Here is a 26,313-nt window from a genome sequence, read left to right as displayed (position 1 = left end):
CCGGGCCGGTCGCTTATCGGGAAAACGAAGGCAGGGGGGAACTCAGCAATGCGACAGGGCACCCGCAAGGGCCTGATGACCATGGCCGCCGCGACCGGTGTGATCGCCGCCGCGAGCGGCTACGCCCACGCCGACGCGGGCGCGTCCGGCGCCGCCGCCGGCTCACCCGGCGTACTGTCCGGCAACACGGTGCAGGCGCCGGTGCACGTGCCGGTGAACGTGTGCGGCAACACCGTGAACGTCGTCGGACTGCTCAACCCGTCCGCGGGCAACACCTGCGCCAACCACGGCGGCTCCTCGGCGGGCCACGGCGGCTCCGGTGGCTCGCACGCGCGCGGCCACACCTCGGGCTCGCCCGGCGTGGGCTCCGGCAACACCGTGCAGGTGCCGATCGACGTCCCGGTGAACGTCTGCGGCAACAGCGTCAACGTGATCGGAGCCGGCAACGCCGTCAAGGGCAACGACTGCGGCAACGCAGGCCACGGCCACGGCAACCCGCCCGGACAGCCGGGCCATCCCGGTCACCCGGGACACCCCGGGCACCCCGGTCATCCGGGGCACCCTGGCCACCCCGGGCACCCCGGTCATCCGGGCCACCCCGGCACTCCGGGCAAGCCGGGCCGGCCGACTCACCCGGGAACTCCGTCGACCCCGCCCGGCCAGGGCGGGCACACGCCCGGCGGCCCGCAGGGGTCGACCCAGGTGAAGCAGACGGGCGGGCGCTCCGCCCAGCCGCTGACCGACGCCCAGCTCGCGCACACCGGCAGCGATCTGCCGCTGGGCCTCGCGCTGCCCGTCGGCGCGGGCGCGCTCCTCGCGGGCGCGGTGCTCTACCGCAAGGCCCGGGCCATGGGGTAGCGGTCACCCCGGAAACGGAGCGGGCCCCGTCGGCATGGCGGGGCCCGCTCCGTTCAGACGGCCTGTCTCACCACGTGGCCCGCACCTGGCGGATGATCCGCCGGCGCAACCGCACCTTGCGGCTGCCGTCACGCAGCAGGCTCAGTCGGTCCAACTCCCAGTGTCCGTACTCGGCATGGTCCGTCAGCAGACGCGTCGCCTCCTTGCGGGACACCCCGCGAGGCACGTACACGTCGACAAATTCGTATTCCGGCATCGCATCTATTGTGCGGGCTGGGGCCCGGTACGGATAGCGTCTGCAGTATGTCTGATGCTGCGCAGCCCACCGCTGCCGAGGTACGCGCCGCCGCCGAGGCGATCAAGACCGCGCTCGACCGTCATCTGGCCGCGGTCGAACGCAGGTCGGGAGAGGACGACCCGGCCGTGCTGGAGGCGTTCAACCAGCTGGCCGCGGCCGCCGAGGTGTACGACGAGCTGCTCTACGACCGTTACGACGAGGTCACGCCCTTCGAGATCCCCGGTGCGGAGGAGCTGCCGCCGTACGCGGGCCCCGAGGAACCGCACGCGATCAGCGTGCTGATCCGCCGCGACTACGCCGTGGTGGAACCGCAGCGGCTGCTGGCGCAGGCGCAGCGGGTCGAGGCGGCGGAGTACGAGGCGCCGGGCGGCCTGTCCGAGGAGGCCGCCGGGACGGTTCCGGGCGCGCTCGGCATCCTGTTCGGCGAGTTCGAGCCCGACGAGATCGCCTCCCGGCACAAGGAGTTCGGCCTGGAGGAGGGCGACTCCACGCTCTGGGTCACCGCGGCGGAGGAGGCCCCCGAGGCGGGGGAGTGGCTGGACGCGCCGTTCGATCACATCGACCCGCAGGGAGTGGTCTGCCGGTTCGACGTCAGCGCGGTCTTCGACGACGAGGACGACTCCGACGAGGAGGAAGACCTCGAGTTCGTCGAGGACGAGGACGAGGACGAAGCCGAGGCCGAGGATGAGGTCGAAGACCACGAGGCCGTGGACGACGAGGTCGAGAACGTCGAGAGGTGAGCGAGCCTAGGGGCGGGCGCCGACAGGTGAGGGCGCCGGCCGGCGGTGCCGAGCGGTCGGAGGCCGCTGTGGCGCTGTCGGTTCCGACCTCCATGCCCCCCTTGGCTGGTGCCGTTCCGGCCGCGGACAGCTTGCGCGGCCGGAACGGGATGCGCGGCCCGGGGAAGCTCAGCTCGCCGGCATCTGGGTGCGCAGCAGCGTCTGCAGCCGGGTGGTGCGGGGCTTGGCCGAAGTCTCCGCCACCGCCTTCGGCAGGGCCTGCTCCACACCGTGCACCACGGACAGATGCCGCTCCGCCCGGCCGAACGCCGTGTAGACCCAGGGCCTGCTGAGCGCCTGCGCCGCGTCGCCGGGCAGCACCACGACCGCCGCCGGCCAGCGCGCGCCCACCGCCTGGTGCGCGGTCAGCGCCCAGCCGTGCCGCACGGCGCTCTCCACCCACTCGCGGGGTACGACCACCGGGACGCCCGCGCACTTCAGGTGCAGCCCGTCCGCGTCCGCCTTCACCACCACGCCCGGTACCGTACGGCCCGGGGCGGGGGAGTAGGCGATCCGGTCGCCGGGGTCGAAGCCGCCGAAGCGGCCGGGGCCGGGGTTGAGGCGTTCCTTGAGCGCGGAGTTGAGGGCGCGGGTGCCCGCCGCGCCGCCGTGGCCCGGGGTGATCACCACCGTCTCGCCGGCCGGGACCCCGATCGCCCGCGGCACCGAGTCCGCGACCAGCTGGACCGTCCGGTGCACGGCCTCGCCCGCGTCCCGCACCGGGACGATGACGATCTCCTTGCCCGGAGCGGCGACCTGGTTCAGCTCGCCGACGCCGATGCCGGAGACCAGCTCGCCGATCGGCCCCGGGTCGGGGACGCGCGAGGCGATCTGCGGGACGACGCGTGCGGCGAGGAGGTCGGCGAAGACCCGCCCCGGCCCGGCCGACCAGAGCAGCGCCGGGTCGCCGCTGAGCACCAGCCGGGCCCCGTCGGGCAGCGACTCCACCAGCGTCGCCGCGCTCTCCACGTCGAGCTGCGGCGCGTCCAGCACGACCAGCAGATCCAGCTCCAGCGCCCCGTCCGCGTCCCGCCCGGGACCCTCCGCCCCGGCCAGCAGTCCGGCGACCGTACCCACGCCGAGCTCCGCGGCGACGGCGGCGTGCGCCTGCTCCTCGGACGCGGCGCCGGTGCCCGTGCCCGCGTCGGGCCGGGCCGGGGCTGTGGCCGACAGGGCGGCGGTGAGGCGGCGGCGGCCGTCGGGGGTGTGGCAGACGGCGAAGGCCCGCAGGCCCGCGGCGCGCGCGGCGGAGAGCAGCGCGGCCGGTTCCGCGCGGGCGGCCTCCCCGCCGGTGTGCAGCACCAGGCCGTGCCCGGCGACCGCGCGGGCCAGCTCGGCGGCGCCGCCGGACACGGCGCCGGCGGCCGACGCCCAGGCCTGCTCGCCCTCCTTGGACAGCGAGTTGACCAGCCGGGCCAGTCCGTCGGCGAGGCTCTCCTCGGCCAGTGCGTACCGCTCGAGGCCGACGAGGACCCGGACCGGGCGCTCGTCCTCCCCGTCGCCGTCGTCGCCGGCCGTCTGCGGCGCAGCCGCCCCCGGCTCGTCCAGGGCGTCCTGGAACGCCAGGGCCTCGCCCTCCGCGAGCGTGCCCTGCACCGCCGCGTCCGGGTCCGGCACGCTCTGCCGGGCCAGGGCCGCGGTGAGCGCGGGCAGTTCCAGCGCGGTGTGCCCGGCCAGGGCCGCCTGTTCCAGCAGCCAGACGGTGACCGCGCGGCCGCGCCGCTCGTCGCCGGGCCCGCAGGCGGCGCCGAGCAGCGCCCGCGCGAAGCCGTCGGCCTGGTCGGGCCGTACGCCGCCGACCCGCAGCAGCTGCCAGGGATCCTCGCGGAGCACGGCGTCGGCGCCCTCGCCGAGCGCAGCGGCCACCTGGGCGGCGAGGGCCTCGGGCGCGCCGCCCTCGGCCAGCACCCGGCGGACGGTCTCGACGGTCTCCGGCGCGGGCGCGGCGGCCGGAACGCCCGCGGGCGCGGCGGGGACGGGCTGCGGCCGGCGCACGGGCTCGGGGGCCGGGCGGCGCGGCGCCGGCGCGGGCTCGGCGAACACCGTGGCCACCGGCTTCTCACCGCTCTCCACCGCCCGCACCGCCGCGAGCAGGTCGGCGGCCTTGCCGCTGAGCTTGGCGCCGCTCTCGATCGGGCCCCTCTTCTCCGCCTTGCGCCGCTCGATCCGCTCCCGCTCGAGCCGCTGCGCCGCCAACTCGGCCTCGGCCTCGGACAACTGCGACGCCTCACCGGCACCGCCCTCGCCTTCGGCTCCGCCGTCAGCGTCAGCGTCCGCGCTCGCACCCGACCGGTCCCCGGCGTCGCTCGCATCCGCGTCCGTGCCGTTCTCGGCGTCGCTCGCGCCCCCGCCGCGGGCAGCCCCTGCCGTCTCCGTGTCTTCGCTCCCGGCGTCGGACCCGCCGTGCCCGCCCTCCGCGGGCTCCTGCGCCGCACCGGCGCCGGTGTCCGCACGGCTCGGCCCGGGGGCCGCCTTCTGCCCGGCGGTCTCCGGAACGTCCGGTGTCCCCGGCCCGGCTTTCTCCGTGGTCTCCGGCTCCGTGCTCACAGCGTGCTCCAGTCGTGATCGGGATAGCGGTGCACGGGCGCCGACACATCGTCCAGCGCCCGGCAGATCTCGTCAGGAAGACTAAGGGCCTCCACTGACAACGCCGCCGTGAGCTGCTGTGCGTTGCGCGCGCCGACGATCGGCGCGGCCACGCCGGGCCGGTCCCGGACCCAGGCGAGGGCCACCTGCAGCGGGGTGACCGCGAGCCCGTCGGCGGCCGTGGTCACCGCGTCCACGATGCGGCTGGCCGTGTCGTCCAGATACGGCTCGACGAACGGCGCGAGGTGCTCGGAGGCGCCGCGCGAGTCCGGGGGAGTGGCGTGCCGGTACTTGCCGGTCAGCACGCCCCTGCCGAGCGGCGAGGAGGGCAGCAGGCCCACGCCGAGATCCAGCGCGGCGGGCAGCACCTCCCGCTCCACGCCCCGCTGCAGCAGCGAGTACTCCATCTGCGTGCTGGCCAGCCGGGTGCGCGTGCCCGGCGCCGCGAGCTGCCAGGTCGCGGCCTTGGCGAGCTGCCAGCCGCAGAAGTTGGAGACGCCCGCGTACCGGGCGCGGCCGCTGCCGACCGCCAGGTCCAGGGCCTGGAGGGTCTCCTCCAGCGGGGTCTCGGGGTCGAAGGCGTGGATGTGCCACACGTCGACGTAGTCGGTGCCCAGGCGGGCCAGGGAGGCGTCGAGCGCGGCGAGCAGATGGCCGCGGGAGCCGTCGAAACGGCGGTCGGGGTCGGGCACGCTGCCGGCCTTGGTGGAGATCACCAGGTCCCGGCGCGGCACCAGGCCGTCCATCAGCCGTCCGAGCAGATACTCCGCCTCCCCGTCGCCGTACACGTCCGCGGTGTCGACGAGGGTGCCGCCGGCCTCCCAGAACGCCTTCAGCATGTCCGCGGCGTCGTGCTCGTCGGTGTCCCGGCCCCAGGTCAGGGTGCCGAGTCCGATGCGGGACACGCGCAGGCCGGTACGGCCCAGATGCCTCTGCTCCATGCGGGCGAGATTACTGGCCAGAACCGGTGCGGTGGGTGGCCTGTGGACAACCGGCGCCCTCGGCCGTGGCTGGGCGGGTGGCGAGGCGCTAGTGTCACCCCCACAGGGACGTTACTCACCGGTAAGAGGAGTCGGCGATGCAGCTCGGGATCAACCTCGGCTACTGGGGTGCCGGAATGGACGGGGACAATCTGGCCGTGGCCCAGGAGGCCGACCGGCTGGGCTTCTCCGTGTGCTGGGCCGCCGAGGCCTACGGATCCGACGCGGCGACCGTGCTGTCCTGGGTCGCCGCGCAGACCGAGCGCATCGACGTCGGCTCGGCCATCTTCCAGATCCCCGCCCGGCAGCCCGCGATGACCGCGATGACCGCCGCGACGCTCGACTCGCTCTCCGGCGGCCGCTTCCGGCTCGGCCTCGGCGTCTCCGGCCCGCAGGTCTCCGAGGGCTGGTACGGCGTCAAGTTCGACAAGCCGCTCGCCCGCACCCGCGAGTACGTGGAGATCGTGCGCAAGGCCATGACCCGGGAGCGGCTGACGTACGAGGGCGAGCACTGGACGCTGCCGCTGCCCGGCGGCCCGGGCAAGCCGATCAAGCTGACCGTGCACCCGCAGCGCGAGCACATCCCGCTGTACATCGCGGCGATCGGGCCGAAGAACCTGGAGCAGACCGGCGAGATCGCCGACGGCGCCCTGCTGATCTTCCCCTCCGCCGGCCACCTGGAGGAGACCACGCTGAAGTACCTGCGCGCGGGGCGCGAGAAGGCCGGCAAGACCCTCGACGGCTTCGACGTCTGCCCGACCCTGCCGATCGCCGTCGGCGACGACAAGGACGTGGCCCGCCTCGCCGACACCTTCCGCCCCTACACCGCGCTGTACGTCGGCGGCATGGGCAGCGCCAAGCAGAACTTCTACAACCAGCTCGCCCGGCGCATGGGATACGAGAAGGAGGCCGCGGAGATCCAGCAGAAGTACCTGGCGGGGGACAAGCAGGGCGCCGCCGCGGCGGTCCCGCAGGACCTCATCGACCAGACGACACTGCTCGGCTCCGTCGACCGCATCGCCGACCGGATGAAGGCCTACGCCGCCGCCGGCGTCACCACGCTCAGCCTGTCCCCGGCCGGCTTCACCCTGGAGGAGCGCCTCGCCTCGCTGCGGGCCGGCACGGAGGCCCTGGAACGCGCCGGCCTGGCCTAGCGGGAGCTTCAGCGGCCGTGGTGGGGGCTCGGGGGTCTTCCCCGCCACGGCCGTCACCGGGAACAACGCGCCGTGCGCCGTGCGGTTACGACTCCGGCGTCGCTTCTTTCGGCCTTTCGGCCCAGCCGCCGCGCACTCGTGTTGCGGCGCCCCTCCGGCCGCCCTTGACTCGGTCTTCACGGAAAGCCCGCGAAGTCGCCGCGGACCGCGGCGCGACGGTGCGCAGGCGGGCGGGAGAGGTGGCGTCCATGCTGTCGGCCAGGACCCTGTTCCAGGAGATCCTCGACCACGACGAGTCGTTCCGGCTGTTCTGCTCCATCGCCGCGGGCGGGGAGTCCCAGGGCGGCTGGGAGAACGGGCGGATCGCCGCACTGGTCCCGCTGGGCGAACGCGCCATGGCCCCGAAGATCGCCCGGCACGGCGCCGACGAGGACAAGCACGCGCGAATCTTCCTCGCGCTGCTGAAGAAGCGCGGTCTCACCCCCGTCGCCGTACCCCCCGAGACGGACTACACGATGCTGCTGGAGCGGCGCGGCATCGGCCTCGCCCACGACCGGCTCCGGCGGGACGAGCCGCTCACCGAGCGGGACGTCATCGTCTACCTCGCCCACAGCCGCGTCACCGAGCAGCGCGCCGCCGAGCAGATGAGGCTGCTGCTCAAGCACTTCGCCTACCACCCCGGGATCGGCCGGGCCGTCCGGATGATCGCCGACGACGAGGACAGGCACCTCGCCTACACCCACGAGGAACTGCTGCGGTTCGCCGCCGCCGGGCACGGCCCGCTGATCCGGCGCACCCTGCGCACCTGCGCCCTCGCCGAGATCCGCGTCCACCGGGACGTCAGCCTCGCCGTGATGGCCCGCATGCGCCGCATCCTCGGCTGGTCCCGCGCCCGGTACGCCCTGCTCGCCGCCGCCGTCCACGCCGTGTACGCCTACGAGCGCCTCGCCGGCCGGCGCCGCATGGTCACCCTGCGCATGCCCGCCCGCCGCGACCCCCTCGGCGGCCCCGCCGCCCCCGCGCACGAGTTCGCCTGAGCGGCGCGCGGCGGCCTCACAGCCAGCCGCGCCGCTTGAACAACCGGTACAGCAGCACCTCCAGCGCCGCCATCACCAGGATCACCGCCGGATACGACCACATCCAGTGCAGCTCGGGCATGTGGTCGAAGTTCATGCCGTAGATGCCCGCGATCATCGTCGGCACCGCGGCCATCGCCGCCCACGCCGAGATCTTGCGCATGTCGTCGTTCTGCCGCACGCTCATCTGCGCCAGATGAGCCGACAACACGTCCGACACCAGCCGGTCCAGGGCCTCCACGGACTCGTTCACGCGCGTGAGATGGTCGCCCACGTCCCGGAAGAACGGCCGCGCCTTCTCGTGCACGAACGGCACGGGGGCGCCGAACTGCCCGGTGCCCGCCAGCCGGCTCAGCGGCAGCGCCAGCGGGCCGGTGGCCCGGCGGAACTCCAGCACCTGCCGCTTGAAGCCGTAGATCCGGGACGCGGTGCCCCGCGAGCCGCCGCCGTCCGGCTGGAACACCTCCGCCTCCAGCTCCTCCAGATCGGTCCCCAGCTCCGTCGCCACCTCCAGATAGTGGTCGACGACCGCGTCGGAGATCGCGTACAGCACGGCGGTCGGACCCTTGTCCAGCATCTCCGGCTCCTCCTCCAGCCGGCGCCGCACGGCGGCCAGCGGCGAGCCCTCGCCGTGACGGACGGTGACCACGAAGCAGTCGCCGACGAACACCATGATCTCGCCTGCCGAGACGGTGTCGCTGCGCGCCTCGTACACGACCGGTTTCAGCACCATGAACAGCGAGTCGTCGTACACCTCGAGCTTGGGCCGCTGATGTGCCTTGAGCGCGTCCTCCACGGCCAGCGGATGCAACCCGAACTCCTGCGTGACCAGGTCGAACTCCCGCTCGGACGGCTCGTGCAGACCGATCCACACGAAGCCGCCGGCCGCGCGCGCCTCGGCCAGCGCGTCGGAGAAGTCCTCCGGTCCCTCGGTACGGTGCCCGTGCCGGTAGATGGCGCAGTCGACGATCACGGAGCGCATTCTCCCTTCGGCCGTTCCCCAGTGCCTGTCCTGATACCCCTACGCTGGGCGGCATGCCCACCCTGATCCTCGTCCGGCACGGACGCTCCACCGCCAACACCTCCGGTGTCCTCGCCGGCTGGACGCCCGGCGTCGCCCTGGACGAGCGCGGCGCCGCTCAGGCCGCCGCCCTGCCCGCACGGCTCGCCGCCCTGCCGGTCTCCGAGGTCGTCACCAGCCCCCTGCAGCGCTGCCAGGAGACCGTGCGGCCGCTGCTCGAGGCCCGCCCCGGCCTGCGCGCCCACACCGACGAGCGGATCGGGGAGTGCCACTACGGCGACTGGTCCGGCCGCAAGCTCGCCGAGCTCAAGGACGAGCCGCTGATGGAGGTCGTCCAGGCCCACCCGTCGGCCGCCGCCTTCCCCGGCGGCGAGTCGATGCGCGCCATGCAGACCCGCGCCGCCGAGGCCGTACGCGAGTGGAACGCGCGCGTGGAGCGCGACCACGGCGCCGACGCCGTGTACCTCATGTGCTCCCACGGTGACATCATCAAGTCCCTCGTCGCCGACGCCCTCGGACTGCACCTCGACCTCTTCCAGCGGATCTCCGTGGAACCGTGTTCCGTCACCGCGATCCGCTACACCCGGTTGCGGCCATTTCTCGTTCGCCTCGGCGACACCGGGGATTTCGCCTCCCTCGCCCCGCGCGAGGAACCCGCTGAGGGCGACGCACCGGTCGGAGGCGGTGCGGGCGCACCGTGATCGTCGGCCGCAGTAGGGTGAAGCGACCCACACCGTCGCCGATCCGCTGTGGCCCGCAGCCCCGAACCACTCGAACCCACTCTCACTGGAGACAGGACGTGTCCCGTCAGGTGTTCCTCTACGACCAGCCGGACCGTTTCGTGGCCGGCACGGTCGGACTGCCCGGACGCCGTACCTTCTTCCTCCAGGCCACCGCAGGCCCCCGGGTGACCAGCGTGGCTCTGGAGAAGACCCAGGTCGCCGCGCTCGCCGAGCGCATGGACGAACTGCTCGACGAAGTCGTACGCCGCAGTGGCGGCAGCGCCGCCGTCCCCGCCGTGGCGCCCACCGAGATCGCCGACACCGCCCCGCTGGAGACCCCCATCGAGGAGGAGTTCCGGGTCGGCACCATGGCGCTGGCCTGGGACGGCGAGGAACAGCGCATGATCGTCGAGGCGCAGGCCCTGGTGGAGCTGGACGCCGACACCGAGGAGGACCTCGCCGAGGCCGAGGAGCGGCTGCTCCAGGACGAGGAGAACGGACCCCCGATGCTGCGGGTCCGGCTGACCGGCGCGCAGGCCCGTGCCTTCGCCAAGCGTGCCCTCGACGTCGTCAACGCCGGAAGGCCGCCGTGCCCGCTGTGCAGCCTCCCGCTCGATCCGGAAGGACACGTATGTCCGCGCCAGAACGGATACCGCCGCGGAGCGTGACGCCCACCGGCGCCGCAGCCGGCCCGGCCGCCGCCGAGCTGCTCGCGCGCGGTGAGCTGACCGTGCGCGGCCGCATCCGCGAGGCGTCCAACGCCGCGCTGTTCTGCACCATCGCCCTCGACGGCCGCGAGGCCTCCTGCGTCTACAAGCCGGTCGCCGGGGAGCGCCCGCTGTGGGACTTCCCCGACGGCACGCTGGCCGCCCGCGAGGTGGCCGCCTACGAGGTCTCCGAGGCCACCGGCTGGGGCCTGGTCCCGCCGACCGTGCTGCGCGACGGCCCGTACGGCGAGGGCATGTGCCAGCTGTGGATCGACGTGCAGGCCGAGGCGGAGCTGCTCGCGCTGGTCGACGCCGAGGAAGCGGAGCCGGGCTGGAAGGCGATCGGCCTGGCCGACGTCGGCGAGGGCCGCACCGCGCTGCTGGTGCACGCCGACGACGAGCGGCTGCGCCGGCTCGCCGTCCTCGACGCGGTGATCAACAACGCCGACCGCAAGGGCGGCCATCTGCTGCCCACCCCCGACGGCCGGCTCTACGGCATCGACCACGGCGTCACCTTCAACGTCGAGAACAAGCTCCGCACGCTGCTGTGGGGCTGGGCCGGTGAACCGCTGACCGACGAGGCCGTCGAGGTCCTCAAAGGGCTCCAGGGGGCCCTCGACGGGCCGCTGGGCGAACGGCTGGCCGCACTGATCACCCCGGCCGAGATCGACGCCACACGCGCGCGTGTGGAGGCGCTGCTGACCACGGGCGTGCACCCGGAGCCGGGCGGCGAGTGGCCGGCCATCCCCTGGCCGCCCGTGTAGTCGGCGGGGTCCCGGGAGGCCGTCGCGCGCAAGCACATCGGCCGCGAAGGTACAAGACCGCACAACCGGCCATCCGGCGCGATCCCGTTCGTATGCGCAGCACGCGGCCGGTTAGGCTCAGGTACATGCATGCCTGGCCCGCTTCCGAGGTCCCCGCCCTGCCTGGTCAGGGCCGCGACCTGAGGATCCACGACACCGCGACCGGCGGCCTCGTCACCCTCGACCCCGGTCCCGTCGCCCGTATCTACGTCTGCGGCATCACCCCGTACGACGCGACCCACCTGGGTCACGCGGCGACCTACAACGCGTTCGACCTCGTTCAGCGCGTGTGGCTCGACACCAAGCGGCAGGTCCACTACGTCCAGAACGTCACCGACGTCGACGATCCGCTGCTGGAGCGCGCGGACCGGGACGGCGTCGACTGGGTCGCCCTCGCCGAGAAGGAGACGGCCCTGTTCCGCGAGGACATGACCGCCCTCCGGATGCTCCCGCCGCGGCACTACATAGGCGCCGTGGAGGCCATACCCGGGATCGTCCCGCTCGTGGAGCGGCTGCGCGACCTCGGCGCGGCCTACGAGCTGGAGGGCGACATCTACTTCTCCGTCGAGTCCGACCCGGACTTCGGCAAGGTCTCGCACCTCGACGCGGCCGCCATGCGGCTGCTGTCCGCCGAGCGCGGCGGCGACCCGGACCGTCCGGGCAAGAAGAACCCGCTGGACCCGATGCTGTGGATGGCGGCCCGCGAGGGCGAGCCCAGCTGGGACGGCGGCACCCTCGGCCGGGGCCGGCCCGGCTGGCACATCGAGTGCGTGGCCATCGCGCTGGACCACCTCGGCATGGGCTTCGACGTCCAGGGCGGCGGCTCCGACCTCGCCTTCCCGCACCACGAGATGGGCGCCTCGCACGCCCAGGTGCTCACCGGCGAGTTCCCCATGGCCAAGGCCTACGTCCACGCCGGCATGGTCGCCCTGCACGGCGAGAAGATGTCCAAGTCCAAGGGCAACCTGGTCTTCGTCTCCCAGCTCCGCCGCGACGGCGTCGACCCGGCCGCCATCCGCCTCGCTCTGCTGGCCCACCACTACCGCGCCGACTGGGAGTGGACCGACCAGGTCCTCCAGGACGCCGCAGCACGCCTGACCCGCTGGCGCTCCGCCGTCTCCCGCCCCGACGGCCCGTCCGCGGACGCGCTGCTGGAGGAGATCCGCGAGGCCCTCGCCGACGACCTCGACGCCCCCACCGCGCTGGCGGCCGTGGACCGCTGGGCGGCCCGGCAGGAGCAGGAGGGCGGCACGGACACGGGCGCACCGGGCCTGGTGACGCGGGCCGTGGACGCGCTGCTGGGAGTGGCCCTGTAAACACCGCGGGGGACAGCGCCCCGGCAGGGGCGGCATGAAGAAGGGGCGCTTCCCAGACCCGGGAACCGCCCCTTCGCCGTACCCGAGCCCGTGTCCGAGCCCCGGACCCTCAGTCCTCGGTGTCGTCCTCGTCGTCCTTGGAACCGCCGGGGGCAGGACGCGGCTTGCCGCCCGGAGGGCTGACGTCCCGCCGTCGCAGATACCGCTCGAACTCGCGGGCGATCGCCTCGCCCGACGCCTCCGGCAGCTCCGCGGTGTCCCGGGCCTCCTCCAGGGTCTGCACGTACTCGGCGACCTCGCTGTCCTCCGCGGCCAGCTGGTCCACGCCCACCTGCCAGGCGCGCGCGTCCTCCGGCAGCTCGCCCTGCGGGATGCGCAGGTCCAGCAGGTCCTCGAGGCGGTTGAGCAGCGCCAGCGTGGCCTTCGGGTTGGGCGGCTGGGAGACGTAGTGCGGCACGGCCGCCCACAGCGACACCGCCGGGACGCCGGCGTGCGCGCAGGCCTCCTGCAGGACGCCGACGATGCCGGTCGGGCCCTCGTACTTGGTCTCCTCCAGGTCCATGCGGCGGGCCAGGTCCGGGTCGGACGTCACCCCGCTGACCGGCACGGGACGCGTGTGCGGGGTGTCGCCGAGCAGGGCGCCCAGGATGACCACCAGCTCCACGCCCAGCTCGTGCGCGAAGCCGAGCAGCTCGTTGCAGAACGAGCGCCAGCGCATGGACGGTTCGATGCCGCGGACCAGCACCAGGTCGCGCGGCTTCTCGCCGCCGACCCGCACGACCGACAACCTGGTCGTCGGCCAGGTGATCTTGCGCACACCGGCGTCCATGAACACCGTGGGCCGGTTCACCTGGAAGTCGTAGTAGTCCTCGGCGTCCAGCGCCGCGAACACCTCGCCCTTCCATTCGCGTTCCAGATGCGCCACCGCCGTGGAGGCGGCGTCGCCGGCATCGTTCCAGCCCTCGAACGCGGCCACCATGACTGGGTCGATCAGCTCGGGAACCCCCTCCAGCTCGATCACCCAGTGCCTCCTTCCGACGTGCCCTCGCTTGACTCACCAACCTTACGGCGTCCGGCGGGGGCGCCCGCAGCCCCCGTGCGTGGGGGAGTGACCGGATCACTGCCCCGTTCACCGGGCCGGAACACCCCGCGGTACGATCCGCCCGGCACCGCCCCGGCCCAGCTCACAGCGTGGACCGCAGCCACTGCTCCACGCTCGCGATGTGCACGGTCGCCCAGGAGCGGGCCGCCTCGGCGTCCCGGTCGCGCAGCGCCGCCAGGATCGCCCGGTGCTCGCGCAGGGTGCGGCCGACCGCGTCCTCCTGGGTCAGGCCCCGCCAGATCCGGGCCCGCGTGGTCGGGCCCGACAGCCCGTCGAGCAGCGAGCACAGCACCGAGTTGCCCGCGCCGCGCACGATGCCGCGATGGAACCGAAGGTCGGCGGCGACCAGTTCCTCCACCGACGGATCGTCACCGAGGGCGTCCAACTCGGCCGTCAGCGCGTCCAGTTCGCGCTCGCCGATCCGGAAGGCGGCCATCGCGGTCGCGGCCGGCTCCAGGATGCGGCGCACCGCGAGGAACTCCAGCACGGTGTCGTCGCGGTGGAAGTCCACGACGAAGCTCAGCGCCTCCAGCAGCAACTGCGGGTCGAGGCTGGTGACATAGGTGCCGTCGCCCTGCCGCACGTCCAGGATCCGGATCAGCGACAGCGCCCGTACCGCCTCCCGCAGCGAGTTGCGCGACAGCCCCAGCTCGGCGGCGAGTTCGCTCTCCTTGGGCAGCCGGTCCCCGGGCCGCAGCGCACCGGAGACGATCATGCCCTTGATCTTCTCGATCGCCTCGTCGGTGACTGCCATGACCGGCCTCCCAGCGGCTCAGACATCGGATGTCCGAGCACATTATGCGGGCCGCGCGGAGGGGCGTTTCCCTGCCGAGGTCCTCCCTCTCCGGGCAGGAGAGAGGGGCGGCTCCATCGGCGGGAGCCGCCCCTCTCGTCGGTCCGGACCCGGTGCGGCGGGGTCCGGCGTCTCGGCGGCGGCCGGTCCCGGCCGGGGAGGAGGGACCGGTCGCCGCCGGGGCCTACTGCTTGTCGAGCAGGTCCTGGACCCTGGCCCTGACCTCGTCCGTGGCCAGGCCGCGGATGGTCAGCGTCGTACGGCGGCGCAGCACGTCGTCCGGCGTCTCGGCCCACTCGTGGTCGCGGGCCCACACGACCTGCGCCCAGATCTCCGGCGCGTCGGGGTGGACCCGCTCGGCCAGCTCGGGGTTCTCGTTGGCCAGGCGGGCGATGTCGAAGGCCAGCGAGCCGTAGTGGGTGGCCAGGTGCCTGGCGGTGTCGGCGGCCATGCGCGGGCCGGGCGCCGGGCGGTCGGTCAGCAGCCGGTGGGCGACCGCGCGCGGGTTGGCGATGCCGGGCAGCGGCAGCTTCTTCGGCAGCGAGGAGATCGGCTCGAAGTCGTCGCCGAGCGGCCGGCCGGGCAGCGACTCCAGCTTCTTCATGATCGTACGGCCGATGTGCCGGAACGTGGTCCACTTGCCGCCGGCGACGGACAGCATGCCGCCCCTGCCCTCGGTCACCACGGTCTCCCGCTTGGCCTTCGCGGTGTCGCCGGGGCCGCCCGGCAGCACCCTGAGGCCCGCGAACGCGTAGGTGATCAGTTCCCGCCGGAGCTGCTGGTCGCGGACGGAGAACGCGGCCTCGTCCAGGATCTGCGCTATGTCCTTGTCGGTGACGGACACCTCCGCCGGGTCGCCCTCGTACTCCTCGTCGGTGGTGCCGAGCAGCAGCATGTCCTCCCAGGGGAGGGCGAAGGTGATGCGGTACTTGTCGATGGGGGTGGCGAGCGCGGCCTTCCAGGGGGAGGTGCGCCGCAGCACCAGGTGGGCGCCCTTGGACAGACGGATGGACGGCGCCGCGTTCGGGTCCTCCATCCTCCGCAGGTGGTCGACCCAGGGGCCGGTCGCGTTCAGCACCAGACGGGCGTCGACACCGAACTCGTCGCCGGACAGGCGGTCCCTCAGCTCGGCGCCGGTGACCCGGCCCCGGGTGAAGCGCAGGCCGGTGACCTCGGCGTGGTTCAGCACGACCGCGCCCGCCTCGACGGCCGCGCGGACCGTCATCAGCGCCATGCGCGCGTCGTTCATCTGGTCGTCGCCGTACACGGCCACGGCCTTGAGGTTCTCGGTGCGCAGCTCGGGCACGTCCTGCGCCGCCTTGGCGGGGGAGAGCAGGTGGCCCACGCCGTCGCCGAACGCGGAGAGCGCGGAGTAGGCGAAGACGCCCGCGCCGAGCTTCGCCGCGCCGTGCGGGCCCCCCTTGTACACGGGGAGGTAGAAGGTGAGCGGGTTCGCCAGGTGGGGGGCCACCTGGCGGGAGACCGCACGGCGCTCGAAGTGGTTCTCCGCCACCAGCTTCACCGCGCCGGTCTGCAGATAGCGCAGGCCGCCGTGGAGCAGCTTGGAGGAGGCGGAGGAGGTGGCGCCGGCGAAGTCGCCGGCGTCGACCAGAGCCACCCTCAGGCCGGACTGCGCGGCGTGCCAGGCGGTGGAGATGCCCAGGATGCCGCCGCCGATCACCAGAAGGTCGTACGACGCCTTGGAGAGCTGCTCCCTGGTCTCGGCCCGGCTCGGGTTGGAGCCGGAGGCCGGGTGCGTCCCCAGGGCAGGCACGGAACTCAGGGTGGACTGACTGGTCATGTCGGGTACTTACTCCTCGTCAGAGATGTCTGAGCTGTTGTGGGCCGCTCAGCTCTCGTCCTCGATCCAGCCCATGGTCCGCTCGACGGCCTTGAGCCAGTTCTTGTACTCACGGTCGCGGGTCTCCGCGTCCATGCGGGGGGTCCACTCGGCGGCCCGGCGCCAGTTGGCGCGCAGTTCGTCGGTGCTGGACCAGAAGCCGACGGCGAGACCGGCGGCGTAGGCGGCGCCGAGGCAGGTGGTCTCGGCGACCATCGGGCGCACCACGGGCGCGTCCAGGACGTCGGCGAGCGTCTGCATCAGCAGGTTGTTCGCGGTCATGCCGCCGTCGACCTTGAGGGCCACCAGCTCGTCGCCGGAGTCCTTCACCATCGCGTCGGCGATCTCCCGGGTCTGCCAGGCGGTGGCCTCCAGGACGGCGCGCGCCAGGTGCGCCTTGGTGACGTACCGGGTCAGGCCGGCGATCACACCGCGGGCGTCGGAGCGCCAGTGCGGGGCGAACAGGCCGGAGAACGCCGGGACGAAGTAGGCGCCGCCGTTGTCCTCGACCGAGAGCGCGAGCGTCTCGATCTCGGCCGCGGTGGAGATCAGGCCCATCTGGTCGCGCATCCACTGCACCAGCGAGCCGGTGACGGCGATCGAGCCCTCCAGGGCGTAGACCGTCGGCTGGTCGCCGATCTTGTAGCCGACGGTGGTCAGCAGACCGGCGTAGGAGTTGATGATCTTGTCACCGGTGTTCATCACCATGAAGGTGCCGGTGCCGTAGGTGGACTTGGTCTCGCCCTCGGAGAAGCAGGTCTGGCCGAACAGGGCCGCCTGCTGGTCGCCGAGCGCGGAGGCGACCGGGATGCCGCCGAGCAGCTCGCCGAGCCTGCCGCCGGTGACCTCGCCGTAGACCTCGGCGGAGGAGCGGATCTCGGGCAGGATCTGCATCGGTACGCCGATGGACTCGCAGATCTTCTCGTCCCACTGCGTGGTGTGCAGGTTCATCAGAAGGGTGCGGGAGGCGTTGGTGACGTCGGTGACGTGGCGGCCGCCGTCGACGCCGCCCGTCAGGTTCCAGATGACCCAGGTGTCCATGGTGCCGAAGAGGATGTCCCCCGCTTCGGCGCGCTCCTTGAGGCCCTCGACGTTGTCGAGCAGCCAGCGGGCCTTGGGCCCGGCGAAGTACGAGGCCAGCGGGAGGCCGGTCTCGCGGCGGAAGCGGTCCTGGCCGACGTTGCGGCCCAGCTCCCGGCACAGGGCGTCGGTGCGGGTGTCCTGCCAGACGATGGCGTTGTGGACGGGCTCACCGGTGTTCCTGTCCCACAGCACGGTGGTCTCGCGCTGGTTGGTGATGCCGATGGCCTTGATGTCGTCACGGGTGATGCCGGCCTTGGCGACGGCTCCGGCGACGACTTCCTGGACGTTGGTCCAGATCTCGTTCGCGTCGTGCTCGACCCAGCCCGGCTTGGGGAAGATCTGCTCGTGCTCCTTCTGGTCGACGGAGACGATACGGCCGTCCCGGTCGAAGACGATGCAGCGCGAAGAGGTGGTGCCCTGGTCGATCGCGGCGATGAACGGGCCTGCGGTGTGGGCGTCGGTCACTGTGTGCTCCTGAAAGATCCGTAGTGAAGAGGCATGTCGTACGGCGCGTGCTTCGCGGTCGGGCTAGGCGAACGCGACGTTGTATATGCCTGCCGCGATGGCGCCGCCGACCAGCGGACCGACGACCGGGATCCAGGCGTACGACCAGTCGGAACCCCCCTTGTTGGGCAGGGGCAGCAGGGCGTGCACGATGCGCGGGCCCAGGTCGCGGGCCGGGTTGATCGCGTAGCCCGTCGGGCCGCCCAGCGAGAGGCCGATCGAGACCACGACGAGCGCGGTGATCAGGCCGCCGAGGATGCCGAGGCCGTTGCCCTTGTCGTTCAGGCCCTGCGTGAGGACCGCGAGGATCAGCACGATGGTGCCGATGATCTCGGTGGCCAGGTTCTGCGCCGCGTTCCGGATCTCCGGACCGGTGGAGAAGATGCCGAGGACCGGTCCCGCGCCCTTCTCCTGGGCCTCGACCGCCTTGGCCGTGGTGGCCTGCGCGCCGGGGCCGCCGACGATCTCCTTGTCGGTGAGGTGGGCGTGGAACTGGCCGTAGTAGGCGACCCACACCAGGGCCGCGCCGATCATCGCGCCGAGCAGCTGGCCGGCGAGATAGACCGGGACGTTGCTCCAGTCGCTGTTCTTGATCGCCAGGGCGACGGTGACGGCGGGGTTGAGATGTGCGCCGGAGAGCGGTCCCGAGATGTACACGGCCGTCATGACGGCGAAGCCCCACCCGAAGGCGATGGCGAGCCAGCCGGCGTTACGGGCCTTGGAGGCCTTCAGCGTGACGGCCGCGCAGACGCCGCCGCCGAGCAGGATGAGTATGGCGGTACCGATGGTCTCGCCGATGAAGATGTCGGAGCTGGACACCCGCGACTCCTTTGTCCTTCGTCCAGGGGTAGCCGAACCCCGGGTCCCTCCGGTGGTTCTGGCGCCCTCGGGGGGTGAGAGCGATGCCGGCCCTTGGCGTTGTCACACTCTAGCGCGTATTGCCGTTAGGTGTTCGACAATGCCGACCGATGGACGGGAGTCTCGCTTCGGCTTCACGCAGGAGTCAAGGGTTCTGTTATCGAAAACAGGATCGTTATTGATCGTCGGCGGTTATCACTCTTCGGCCCTTGACGTGGCATTCAGCCCATTTTGTCCACATCAGGGTAGGGCGAGAACCGGAACGCCGCCCGGCGTTCCGGTCGTGCCTCAGCGACTCAGGGGCCCCGCGGGGGGCCGCTCAGAACCGGCCCGCGCCCAGGTCCCTGGAGACCGCGCGGGCGCAGTCGCGCACCGCCGCGATCAGCTCCGGGCGGAGCTGGCCGTCCCGGCACAGCCGCTCCACCGCGCCCGTGATGCCGACCGCGCCCACCGGCATGCGGCGCCGGTCGTGGATGGGGGCCGCGACGGACGCCACGCCCTCCCAGGTCTCCTCGACGTCGGCCGCGTAGCCCCGCGCGCGCGTGAGGTCCAGCAGGCGCTCGAAGTCCTCGGGATCGCACACCGTGCGGTCCGTGAACGGCTTGCGGTCCGACTCCAGCGCCTCGCTGTGCGCGACCGGGTCGTAGGCGGAGAGCACCTTGCCCAGCGCCGTGGAGTGCAGCGGCTGCATGGCGCCGATCTCCAGCACCTGCCGGCTGTCGTCCGGCCGGAAGACGTGGTGCACGATCAGCACGCCCTGCTGGTGCACGACCCCCAGATAGACGCTCTCCCCGCTGGAGCGGGCCAGGTCGTCCGTCCACACCAGCGCCCGCGCCCGCAGCTCGTGCACGTCCAGGTACGTGGTGCCGAGGCGCAGCAGCTCCGCGCCCAGCTGGTAGCGCCCGGAGGCGTCGTCCTGCTCCACGAACCCCTCCTGCTGGAGGGTGCGCAGGATGCCGTGGGCGGTGCCCTTGGCGAGGCCCAGCGAGGAGGCGATGTCCGACAGGCCGAGCCGCCGTTCGCCGCCCGCGAGGAGCCGCAGCATCGCGGCCGCCCGTTCGAGCGACTGGATGTTCCGTGCCATCGCCGTCCTGCCTCCGTCCCCTTCGACTGCCGTACCGGCGCTTCGGATTCACGCCGTTCGGCAATGTCGAACACTACCGGTCCATGCCGACCTCCCGCTAATGGTCGGTCGGGACCTGTTACATCACACGTGACCCGGCCGTGGCGCCAGGGTCACCCGCGTCCGCGTCGTGGACGCCGCTGCCCATCCAAGCCGACTCCCGGTTACGCTGACGCCGTGCGGCATCCCCGCCCGCCAGGAAACGTGCCCGGGGGCGCCGCATAGCCGACAGCCGTCGCATCTAGGGAGCCCCTTCATGGCCTCGTCGCCGCCGTCCCCTTCCGCCGACAGCCGGACCCGTGCGTCCGCGCTCCGCCAGGCGCTCGCCACCCGCGTGGTGGTCGCCGACGGAGCCATGGGCACCATGCTCCAGGCACAGGACCCCACCCTCGAGGACTTCCAGCAGCTCGAGGGCTGCAACGAGATCCTCAACGTCACCCGCCCCGACATCGTCCGCTCCGTCCACGAGGCGTACTTCGCCGTGGGCGTCGACTGCGTCGAGACCAACACCTTCGGAGCCAACCACTCCGCCCTCGGCGAGTACGACATCTCCGAGCGCGTCCACGAGCTGTCCGAGGCCGGCGCCCGGGTCGCCCGCGAGGTCGCCGACGAGTTCACCGCACGAGACGGCCGCCAGCGCTGGGTGCTGGGCTCCATGGGCCCCGGCACCAAGCTGCCCACCCTCGGCCACGCCCCCTACACCACCCTGCGCGACGCCTACCAGCGCAACGCCGAGGGCCTGGTCACCGGCGGCGCCGACGCCCTGCTCGTGGAGACCACCCAGGACCTGCTGCAGACCAAGGCAGCCGTCCTCGGCGCCCGCCGCGCCCTCGACGCCCTCGGCCTCGACCTCCCGGTGATCGTCTCGGTGACCGTGGAGACCACCGGCACCATGCTGCTGGGCTCCGAGATCGGCGCCGCGCTCACCGCGCTGGAGCCGCTCGGCATCGACATGATCGGCCTGAACTGCGCCACCGGCCCGGCCGAGATGAGCGAGCACCTGCGCTACCTCGCCCGCAACGCCCGCATCCCGCTGTCCTGCATGCCCAACGCGGGCCTGCCCGTCCTCGGCAAGGACGGCGCCCACTACCCGCTGACCGCGCCCGAGCTCGCCGACGCCCAGGAGACCTTCGTCCGCGAGTACGGCCTGTCGTTGGTCGGTGGCTGCTGCGGTACGACGCCGGAGCACCTGCGCCAGGTCGTCGAGCGCGTCCAGGGCCGCACCCCGTCCGAGCGCCACCCGCGGCCCGAACCGGGCGCCGCCTCCCTCTACCAGAGCGTCCCCTTCCGCCAGGACACCTCCTACCTGGCCATCGGCGAGCGCACCAACGCCAACGGCTCCAGGAAGTTCCGCGAGGCCATGCTCGAGGGCCGCTGGGACGACTGCGTGGAGATGGCGCGCGAGCAGATCCGCGAGGGCGCGCACATGCTCGACCTGTGCGTGGACTACGTCGGCCGTGACGGCGTCGCCGACATGGAGGAACTCGCCGGCCGCTTCGCCACCGCCTCCACCCTGCCGATCGTCCTGGACTCCACCGAGGTCGACGTCATCCGGGCGGGCCTGGAGAAGCTCGGCGGCCGCGCGGTGATCAACTCGGTGAACTACGAGGACGGCGACGGCCCCGACTCCCGCTTCGCCAAGGTCACGGCCCTGGCCAGGGAGCACGGCGCCGCCCTGATCGCGCTCACCATCGACGAGGAGGGCCAGGCCCGCACCCCCGAGAAGAAGGTCGAGATCGCCGAACGGCTCATCGCCGACCTCACCGGGAACTGGGGCATCCGCGAGGAGGACATCCTCATCGACACCCTGACCTTCACCATCTGCACCGGTCAGGAGGAGTCCCGCAAGGACGGTCTCGCCACCATCGAGGCGATCCGCGAGCTGAAGAAGCGCCACCCGGACGTGCAGACCACCCTCGGCCTGTCCAACATCTCCTTCGGCCTCAACCCGGCCGCCCGCATCCTGCTGAACTCCGTCTTCCTCGACGAGTGCGTCAAGGCCGGCCTGGACTCGGCGATCGTGCACGCCTCCAAGATCCTGCCGATCGCCCGGTTCAGCGAGGAGGAGGTCAGCACCGCCCTCGACCTGATCCACGACCGCCGCCGCGAGGGCTACGACCCCCTGCAGAAGCTGATGCAGCTCTTCGAGGGCGCCACCGCCAAGTCCCTGAAGGCGGGCAAGGCCGAGGAACTGGCCGCCCTCCCGCTGGAGGAGCGCCTCAAGCGGCGCATCATCGACGGCGAGCGCAACGGCCTGGAACAGGACCTGGACGAGGCCCTGAAGGACCGCCCGGCCCTGGACATCGTCAACGACACCCTGCTGGACGGCATGAAGGTCGTCGGCGACCTGTTCGGCTCCGGCCAGATGCAGCTGCCGTTCGTCCTGCAGTCCGCCGAGGTCATGAAGGCCGCCGTCGCCTACCTCGAACCGCACATGGAGAAGTCCGACGCCGAGGGCAAGGGCACCATCGTGCTGGCCACCGTGCGCGGCGACGTCCACGACATCGGCAAGAACCTCGTCGACATCATCCTGTCCAACAACGGCTACAACGTGGTCAACCTGGGCATCAAGCAGCCGGTCTCCGCCATCCTGGAGGCCGCCGAGGAACACCGGGCCGACGTCATCGGCATGTCCGGCCTGCTGGTGAAGTCCACGGTGATCATGAAGGAGAACCTGGAGGAGCTCAACCAGCGCGGCCTCGCCGCCCGCTTCCCGGTCATCCTCGGCGGCGCCGCCCTCACCCGCGCCTACGTCGAACAGGACCTGCACGAGATCTACGAGGGCGAGGTCCGCTACGCCCGCGACGCCTTCGAGGGCCTGCGCCTGATGGACGCCCTCATCGGCGTCAAGCGCGGCGTGCCCGGCGCCAAGCTGCCCGAACTGCGCCAGCGCCGGGTACGGGCCACCCCCGCCGTCGAGACCGAGGAACGCCCCGAGGAGGGGCACGTCCGCTCCGACGTCGCCACCGACAACCCCGTGCCGGCCCCGCCGTTCTGGGGCACCCGGATCGTCAAGGGCATCCAGCTCAAGGAGTACGCGAGCTGGCTCGACGAGGGCGCCCTGTTCAAGGGCCAGTGGGGGCTCAAGCAGGCCCGCACCGGCGAGGGACCGTCGTACGAGGACCTGGTGGAGAGCGAGGGCCGCCCCCGGCTGCGCGGCCTGCTGGACCGGCTCCAGACGGAGAACCTGCTGGAGGCGGCCGTCGTCTACGGCTACTTCCCCTGCGTCTCCAAGGACGACGACCTGATCATCCTGGACGAACAGGGCAACGAGCGCACCCGGTTCACCTTCCCGCGCCAGCGCCGCGGCCGCCGGCTGTGCCTGGCCGACTTCTTCCGCCCGGAGGAGTCCGGCGAGACCGACGTCGTCGGCCTCCAGGTCGTCACCATCGGCTCCCGCATCGGCGAGGAGACCGCGAAGCTCTTCGCGGCCAACTCCTACCGCGACTACCTCGAACTGCACGGCCTGTCCGTCCAGCTGGCCGAGGCGCTCGCCGAGTACTGGCACGCACGCGTCCGCGCCGAACTCGGCTTCGCCGGTGAGGACCCGGCCGACATCGAGGACATGTTCGCGCTGAAGTACCGGGGCGCCCGCTTCTCCCTCGGCTACGGCGCCTGCCCCGACCTGGAGGACCGCGCCAAGATCGCGGAACTGCTGGACCCGGAGCGGATCGGCGTCCACCTGTCCGAGGAGTTCCAGCTGCACCCCGAGCAGTCCACGGACGCCATCGTCATCCATCACCCGGAGGCGAAGTACTTCAACGCCAGGTGAGTGCCGCGGCACGCCGACGGCCCCCTGGCCTGCGCAGAGGGTGATTTTCGGCATACCCCCGTGCGCGAGTGGTAAACGAGGCGTTTCCGTCGCCGGCGTCGTACACTGGTCGGTCCACTGCTGGCCGGTTCCCTGTCCGGGAACCGGCCTGCTCGTCCCTCAAGGAGGTGCGCCGGATGACCAGCACGGTTCCCGCGCTCGGAACCCGTACGGCCGAAGGCTCAGCCCTGCAGGCCGTGCTCCTCGACATGGACGGCACCCTGGTGGACACCGAGGGATTCTGGTGGGACGTCGAGGTCGAGGTCTTCGCCTCCCTCGGCCACACCCTGGACGACTCCTGGCGGCACGTCGTGGTCGGCGGCCCCATGACCCGCAGCGCCGGCTTCCTCATCGAGGCCACCGGCGCCGACATCACCCTCGCCGAGCTCAGCGTGCTGCTCAACGAGGGCTTCGAGGACCGCATCGACCGCGGCCTGCCGCTGATGCCGGGCGCCGCACGGCTCCTCGCCGAGCTCCACGAGCAGGCCATCCCCACCGCCCTGGTCTCCGCCTCCCACCGCCGCATCATCGACCGTGTGCTGAAGGTGCTGGGCCCCCACCACTTCGCCCTGTCCATCGCCGGCGACGAGGTCTCGCGCACCAAGCCCTTCCCCGACCCCTACCTGCTGGCCGCGGCCGGACTCGGTGCCCGGCCGGACAGATGCGCGGTCGTCGAGGACACCGCGACCGGCGTCGCCGCCGCCGAGGCCGCCGGCTGCCGCGTCGTCGCCGTGCCCTCCATCGCCCCCATCGGCCCCTCCGCCGGACGCACCGTGGTGAGCTCCCTGGAAGAGGTCGACCTGGCATTTCTCCGCGGTCTGATGGCGGAGAAGATCTGACCCTCACCGGGGGCACCCGCGGGCTCGGAGAGTTTGGCGGACACATTTCCGAGGAAGTACCCGAAGGTGGAATTCACAGACGGTCGTCCGGCCCGAATTCCACTGGCCGCCCGCGCAGTTGGAAATGTGACGTTCCCCACCCCGGCGGCCCTCGACAAGCCGGGACCCGTGTGCTGAACGCCCCCGTTCGGCCCGCAACGGCGGGTCTTTGTGTCCCGATTGATGGAACGCTGCACTAATCATGCCGCTGTCGGGTTTTCGGTGTGTCCGCAACCGGTTTCACTGCGTGATGGGGGGTCAACTCGCGTGGCCGTGAACCCCGCTGCGGGGGCCGACTAATCTCATCGCGAGAACATCACCGCAACCCCCGTGATCCGCGGCACACACCCATGCATGGCGGTTACACGGACCCGAACAGCTCTGGAGAAACTCCCGCATGAACCGCAAGACTTTGGTGCTGCCGGCCGTCGCCGGCCTGCTCACCCCGGTTCTCGCCGCGTGCGGCACATCCGACAGCGGGAGCAAGAGCTCGGACGCCATCGTCGTCGGCACCACCGACCAGTTCACGGCCACCAAGGACGCCCCGGCTCCCATCGACCCGGCCTACGCCTACGACGTCGGCACCTGGAACATCCTGCGCCAGACCGTGCAGACCCTGATGGCCCAGCCCAAGGGCGAGGGCGACCCCGTCCCCGACGCCGCCGAGAGCTGCTCCTTCACCGACAGCGGCAGCGAGCGCTACGCCTGCAAACTCCGCGACGGCCTGAAGTTCGCCAACGGCGACCCGGTCACCGCACAGGACGTCAAGTACTCCATCGAGCGCGCCCTGCGCATCAAGGCCAGCAGTGGTGTGTCCTCCCTGCTGAACACCATCGACACCATCGAGACCCAGGGCGACCGCGAGGTCATCTTCCACCTGAAGACCGCCGACGCCACGTTCCCGTACAAGCTGTCCACCCCGGTCGCGGGCATCGTCAACCCGAAGGACTACGCGAAGGACAAGCTCCGCGACGGCTTCGAGGTCGACGGCTCCGGCCCCTACACCTTCCACGCCGACGTCAGCGGCAACGCCGTCACCACCGCCACCTTCACCAAGAACCCCAACTACAAGGGCTCGGTGAAGGTGAACAACGACAAGGTGGAACTGCGCTCCTTCCCCGACGCCGAGGCCATGGGCGCCGCCATCGACAAGGGCGACATCGACGTCATGACCCGCACCATGTCGCCCGCCCAGATCCAGAAGCTGGACGCCGGCAGCGACGACAAGGTCGACCTGGTCGACATGCCGGGCCTGGAGATCCGCTACCTCGCCTTCGACACCAACGCGCCCACCGTCAAGTCCAAGGCCGTACGCCAGGCCATGGCCCAGCTCATCGACCGCGCGGAACTCGTCTCCAAGGTCTACGGCACCCAGGCCGAGCCGCTGTACTCGCTCGTGCCCGCCACCGTCACCGGCCACTCCAACTCGTTCTTCAACAAGTACGGCAACCCCAGCGTCGCCAAGGCCAAGGACCTGCTGACCAAGGCCGGCATCACCACCCCGGTCAAGCTCACCCTGCACTACACCACCGACCACTACGGCTCGGCCACCAAGCAGGAGTTCCAGATCCTGCAGAAGCAGCTCAACGACAGCGGCCTGTTCGACGCCTCCATCCAGGGCCACCCCTGGGCCGCCTTCCGCCCCGCCGAGCAGAAGGGCCGCTACGACGTCTACGGCATGGGCTGGTTCCCCGACTTCCCCGACGCCGACAACTTCCTCGCGCCCTTCCTCGACAAGGACAACTTCCTCGGCTCGCCCTACTCCAACACCACCATCCAGCGCACGCTGATCCCGGAGTCCCGCCGCGAGGCCGACCGCCTCAACGCCGCCAAGAGCCTGACCGAGATCCAGGACATCGTCGCCGACGACGTCCCCGTCCTGCCGCTGTGGCAGGGCAAGCAGTACGTCGCCGCACGCGACGACATCACGGGCGTCTCCTACGCCCTCAACTCCTCGTCTACGCTCCAGCTGTGGGAGCTCGGCCGCGGTGTGAGCGGCTGACGGCTCTCCCGTGCGGGGG

General features: G+C 72.0%; 21 protein-coding genes. 11 read left to right on the top strand and 10 right to left on the bottom strand.

Features of this window, described 5'->3' with window-relative positions; all coding sequences use genetic code 11:
* The first annotated feature begins 48 nt into the window (after nucleotides 1-48).
* Nucleotides 49-858 (top strand): chaplin, encoded by an 810-nt coding sequence (locus tag ACGFZN_RS21625; RefSeq protein WP_393860084.1) that lies wholly within the window; start codon nucleotides 49-51, stop codon nucleotides 856-858.
* Nucleotides 859-925: 67 nt separating this feature from the next.
* Here the strand turns inward: ACGFZN_RS21625 and ACGFZN_RS21620 are convergent, their stop codons facing one another.
* Entirely contained in the window at nucleotides 926-1,114 is a 189-nt protein-coding gene (locus tag ACGFZN_RS21620) for a DUF5703 family protein (protein ID WP_043407302.1), read from the bottom strand.
* 47 nt (nucleotides 1,115-1,161) lie between these two features.
* On the opposite strand from ACGFZN_RS21620, the gene ACGFZN_RS21615 reads away from it, so the two are divergent.
* The gene (locus tag ACGFZN_RS21615; protein WP_393860083.1) at nucleotides 1,162-1,896 is read left to right on the top strand and encodes a hypothetical protein; all 735 of its coding nucleotides are present in this window, start codon (nucleotides 1,162-1,164) and stop codon (nucleotides 1,894-1,896) included.
* 168 nt (nucleotides 1,897-2,064) lie between these two features.
* Here ACGFZN_RS21615 and ACGFZN_RS21610 read toward each other — a convergent pair whose 3' ends face one another.
* Both ACGFZN_RS21610 and ACGFZN_RS21605 read right to left on the bottom strand, forming a co-directional pair.
* Nucleotides 2,065-4,482, bottom strand: coding sequence for a helix-hairpin-helix domain-containing protein (locus ACGFZN_RS21610; protein WP_393860082.1), 2,418 nt, complete (start codon nucleotides 4,480-4,482; stop codon nucleotides 2,065-2,067).
* A complete protein-coding gene (locus ACGFZN_RS21605) occupies nucleotides 4,479-5,462 on the bottom strand; it encodes an aldo/keto reductase (RefSeq protein ID WP_393860081.1) in 984 nt (327 codons plus the stop codon). The genes ACGFZN_RS21610 and ACGFZN_RS21605 overlap by 4 nt, the downstream gene beginning before the upstream one ends.
* 137 nt (nucleotides 5,463-5,599) lie before the next feature.
* Between ACGFZN_RS21605 and ACGFZN_RS21600 the strand changes: the two genes are divergently transcribed.
* Together ACGFZN_RS21600 and ACGFZN_RS21595 are read left to right on the top strand one after the other, a co-directional pair.
* Nucleotides 5,600-6,655 (top strand): LLM class F420-dependent oxidoreductase, encoded by a 1,056-nt coding sequence (locus ACGFZN_RS21600; RefSeq protein WP_393860080.1) that lies wholly within the window; start codon nucleotides 5,600-5,602, stop codon nucleotides 6,653-6,655.
* A gap of 248 nt (nucleotides 6,656-6,903) precedes the next feature.
* Complete coding sequence (locus ACGFZN_RS21595; protein ID WP_393860079.1) at nucleotides 6,904-7,692, top strand: ferritin-like domain-containing protein; 789 nt, start codon at nucleotides 6,904-6,906, stop codon at nucleotides 7,690-7,692.
* A gap of 16 nt (nucleotides 7,693-7,708) precedes the next feature.
* Here the strand turns inward: ACGFZN_RS21595 and corA are convergent, their stop codons facing one another.
* Nucleotides 7,709-8,704 (bottom strand): magnesium/cobalt transporter CorA, encoded by a 996-nt coding sequence (gene corA / locus ACGFZN_RS21590; RefSeq protein WP_393860078.1) that lies wholly within the window; start codon nucleotides 8,702-8,704, stop codon nucleotides 7,709-7,711.
* A gap of 62 nt (nucleotides 8,705-8,766) precedes the next feature.
* Here corA and ACGFZN_RS21585 point away from each other — a divergent pair, with 62 nt between their 5' ends.
* From ACGFZN_RS21585 to mshC, 4 genes are all read left to right on the top strand, one after another.
* The gene (locus ACGFZN_RS21585) at nucleotides 8,767-9,453 is read left to right on the top strand and encodes a histidine phosphatase family protein (protein ID WP_393860077.1); all 687 of its coding nucleotides are present in this window, start codon (nucleotides 8,767-8,769) and stop codon (nucleotides 9,451-9,453) included.
* 98 nt (nucleotides 9,454-9,551) lie between these two features.
* On the top strand, nucleotides 9,552-10,142 hold the full coding sequence (locus tag ACGFZN_RS21580) for a DUF3090 domain-containing protein (RefSeq protein WP_393860076.1): 591 nt from the start codon (nucleotides 9,552-9,554) through the stop codon (nucleotides 10,140-10,142).
* Nucleotides 10,106-10,945: an SCO1664 family protein gene (locus ACGFZN_RS21575; protein ID WP_393860075.1), complete on the top strand. Its 840-nt coding sequence runs from the start codon at nucleotides 10,106-10,108 to the stop codon at nucleotides 10,943-10,945. The genes ACGFZN_RS21580 and ACGFZN_RS21575 overlap by 37 nt, the downstream gene beginning before the upstream one ends.
* A 125-nt stretch (nucleotides 10,946-11,070) precedes the next feature.
* Nucleotides 11,071-12,300 carry a cysteine--1-D-myo-inosityl 2-amino-2-deoxy-alpha-D-glucopyranoside ligase gene (gene mshC / locus ACGFZN_RS21570; RefSeq protein ID WP_393860074.1) on the top strand — a complete coding sequence of 410 codons (1,230 nt, stop codon included), beginning with the start codon at nucleotides 11,071-11,073 and terminating at the stop codon, nucleotides 12,298-12,300.
* 109 nt (nucleotides 12,301-12,409) lie between these two features.
* Here mshC and ACGFZN_RS21565 read toward each other — a convergent pair whose 3' ends face one another.
* From ACGFZN_RS21565 to ACGFZN_RS21540, 6 genes are all read right to left on the bottom strand, one after another.
* Nucleotides 12,410-13,321: a PAC2 family protein gene (locus ACGFZN_RS21565; RefSeq protein WP_393860073.1), complete on the bottom strand. Its 912-nt coding sequence runs from the start codon at nucleotides 13,319-13,321 to the stop codon at nucleotides 12,410-12,412.
* Nucleotides 13,322-13,484: 163 nt separating this feature from the next.
* Nucleotides 13,485-14,156: a FadR/GntR family transcriptional regulator gene (locus ACGFZN_RS21560; RefSeq protein WP_393860072.1), complete on the bottom strand. Its 672-nt coding sequence runs from the start codon at nucleotides 14,154-14,156 to the stop codon at nucleotides 13,485-13,487.
* Between the two features lie 223 nt (nucleotides 14,157-14,379).
* Entirely contained in the window at nucleotides 14,380-15,996 is a 1,617-nt protein-coding gene (locus ACGFZN_RS21555; RefSeq protein ID WP_393860071.1) for an FAD-dependent oxidoreductase, read from the bottom strand.
* 48 nt (nucleotides 15,997-16,044) lie between these two features.
* Nucleotides 16,045-17,583: a glycerol kinase GlpK gene (glpK, locus tag ACGFZN_RS21550; RefSeq protein ID WP_393860070.1), complete on the bottom strand. Its 1,539-nt coding sequence runs from the start codon at nucleotides 17,581-17,583 to the stop codon at nucleotides 16,045-16,047.
* Between the two features lie 63 nt (nucleotides 17,584-17,646).
* Nucleotides 17,647-18,441, bottom strand: coding sequence for an MIP/aquaporin family protein (locus ACGFZN_RS21545; protein ID WP_393860069.1), 795 nt, complete (start codon nucleotides 18,439-18,441; stop codon nucleotides 17,647-17,649).
* 358 nt (nucleotides 18,442-18,799) lie between these two features.
* Nucleotides 18,800-19,564 (bottom strand): IclR family transcriptional regulator, encoded by a 765-nt coding sequence (locus ACGFZN_RS21540; RefSeq protein WP_393860068.1) that lies wholly within the window; start codon nucleotides 19,562-19,564, stop codon nucleotides 18,800-18,802.
* Nucleotides 19,565-19,859: 295 nt separating this feature from the next.
* Between ACGFZN_RS21540 and metH the strand changes: the two genes are divergently transcribed.
* The 3 genes from metH (at nucleotide 19,860) to ACGFZN_RS21525 (ending at nucleotide 26,294) form a co-directional block, all read left to right on the top strand.
* Nucleotides 19,860-23,375 (top strand): methionine synthase, encoded by a 3,516-nt coding sequence (gene metH, locus ACGFZN_RS21535; RefSeq protein WP_393860067.1) that lies wholly within the window; start codon nucleotides 19,860-19,862, stop codon nucleotides 23,373-23,375.
* 176 nt (nucleotides 23,376-23,551) lie between these two features.
* Complete coding sequence (locus ACGFZN_RS21530) at nucleotides 23,552-24,253, top strand: HAD family hydrolase (RefSeq protein WP_393860066.1); 702 nt, start codon at nucleotides 23,552-23,554, stop codon at nucleotides 24,251-24,253.
* Nucleotides 24,254-24,689: 436 nt separating this feature from the next.
* A complete protein-coding gene (locus ACGFZN_RS21525; protein WP_393860065.1) occupies nucleotides 24,690-26,294 on the top strand; it encodes an ABC transporter substrate-binding protein in 1,605 nt (534 codons plus the stop codon).
* Nucleotides 26,295-26,313: the final 19 nt, after the last annotated feature.

This window comes from Streptomyces sp. NPDC048192, from assembly GCF_043202415.1.
Classification (GTDB): domain Bacteria; phylum Actinomycetota; class Actinomycetes; order Streptomycetales; family Streptomycetaceae; genus Streptomyces.
The sequence above is the reverse complement of the archived record's forward strand: the minus strand, read 5'-3'. Positions and strand labels throughout refer to the sequence as shown.

Coding starts and splice junctions, on each gene's coding strand:
- ACGFZN_RS21625 (WP_393860084.1), top strand. CDS start 49: ATGCGACAGGGCACCCGCAAGGGCCTGATGACCATGGCCGCCGCGACC.
- ACGFZN_RS21620 (WP_043407302.1), bottom strand. CDS start 1,114: ATGCCGGAATACGAATTTGTCGACGTGTACGTGCCTCGCGGGGTGTCC.
- ACGFZN_RS21615 (WP_393860083.1), top strand. CDS start 1,162: ATGTCTGATGCTGCGCAGCCCACCGCTGCCGAGGTACGCGCCGCCGCC.
- ACGFZN_RS21605 (WP_393860081.1), bottom strand. CDS start 5,462: ATGGAGCAGAGGCATCTGGGCCGTACCGGCCTGCGCGTGTCCCGCATC.
- ACGFZN_RS21600 (WP_393860080.1), top strand. CDS start 5,600: ATGCAGCTCGGGATCAACCTCGGCTACTGGGGTGCCGGAATGGACGGG.
- ACGFZN_RS21595 (WP_393860079.1), top strand. CDS start 6,904: ATGCTGTCGGCCAGGACCCTGTTCCAGGAGATCCTCGACCACGACGAG.
- ACGFZN_RS21585 (WP_393860077.1), top strand. CDS start 8,767: ATGCCCACCCTGATCCTCGTCCGGCACGGACGCTCCACCGCCAACACC.
- ACGFZN_RS21575 (WP_393860075.1), top strand. CDS start 10,106: ATGTCCGCGCCAGAACGGATACCGCCGCGGAGCGTGACGCCCACCGGC.
- mshC (WP_393860074.1), top strand. CDS start 11,071: ATGCATGCCTGGCCCGCTTCCGAGGTCCCCGCCCTGCCTGGTCAGGGC.
- ACGFZN_RS21560 (WP_393860072.1), bottom strand. CDS start 14,156: ATGGCAGTCACCGACGAGGCGATCGAGAAGATCAAGGGCATGATCGTC.
- ACGFZN_RS21555 (WP_393860071.1), bottom strand. CDS start 15,996: ATGACCAGTCAGTCCACCCTGAGTTCCGTGCCTGCCCTGGGGACGCAC.
- ACGFZN_RS21540 (WP_393860068.1), bottom strand. CDS start 19,564: ATGGCACGGAACATCCAGTCGCTCGAACGGGCGGCCGCGATGCTGCGG.
- metH (WP_393860067.1), top strand. CDS start 19,860: ATGGCCTCGTCGCCGCCGTCCCCTTCCGCCGACAGCCGGACCCGTGCG.
- ACGFZN_RS21530 (WP_393860066.1), top strand. CDS start 23,552: ATGACCAGCACGGTTCCCGCGCTCGGAACCCGTACGGCCGAAGGCTCA.
- ACGFZN_RS21525 (WP_393860065.1), top strand. CDS start 24,690: ATGAACCGCAAGACTTTGGTGCTGCCGGCCGTCGCCGGCCTGCTCACC.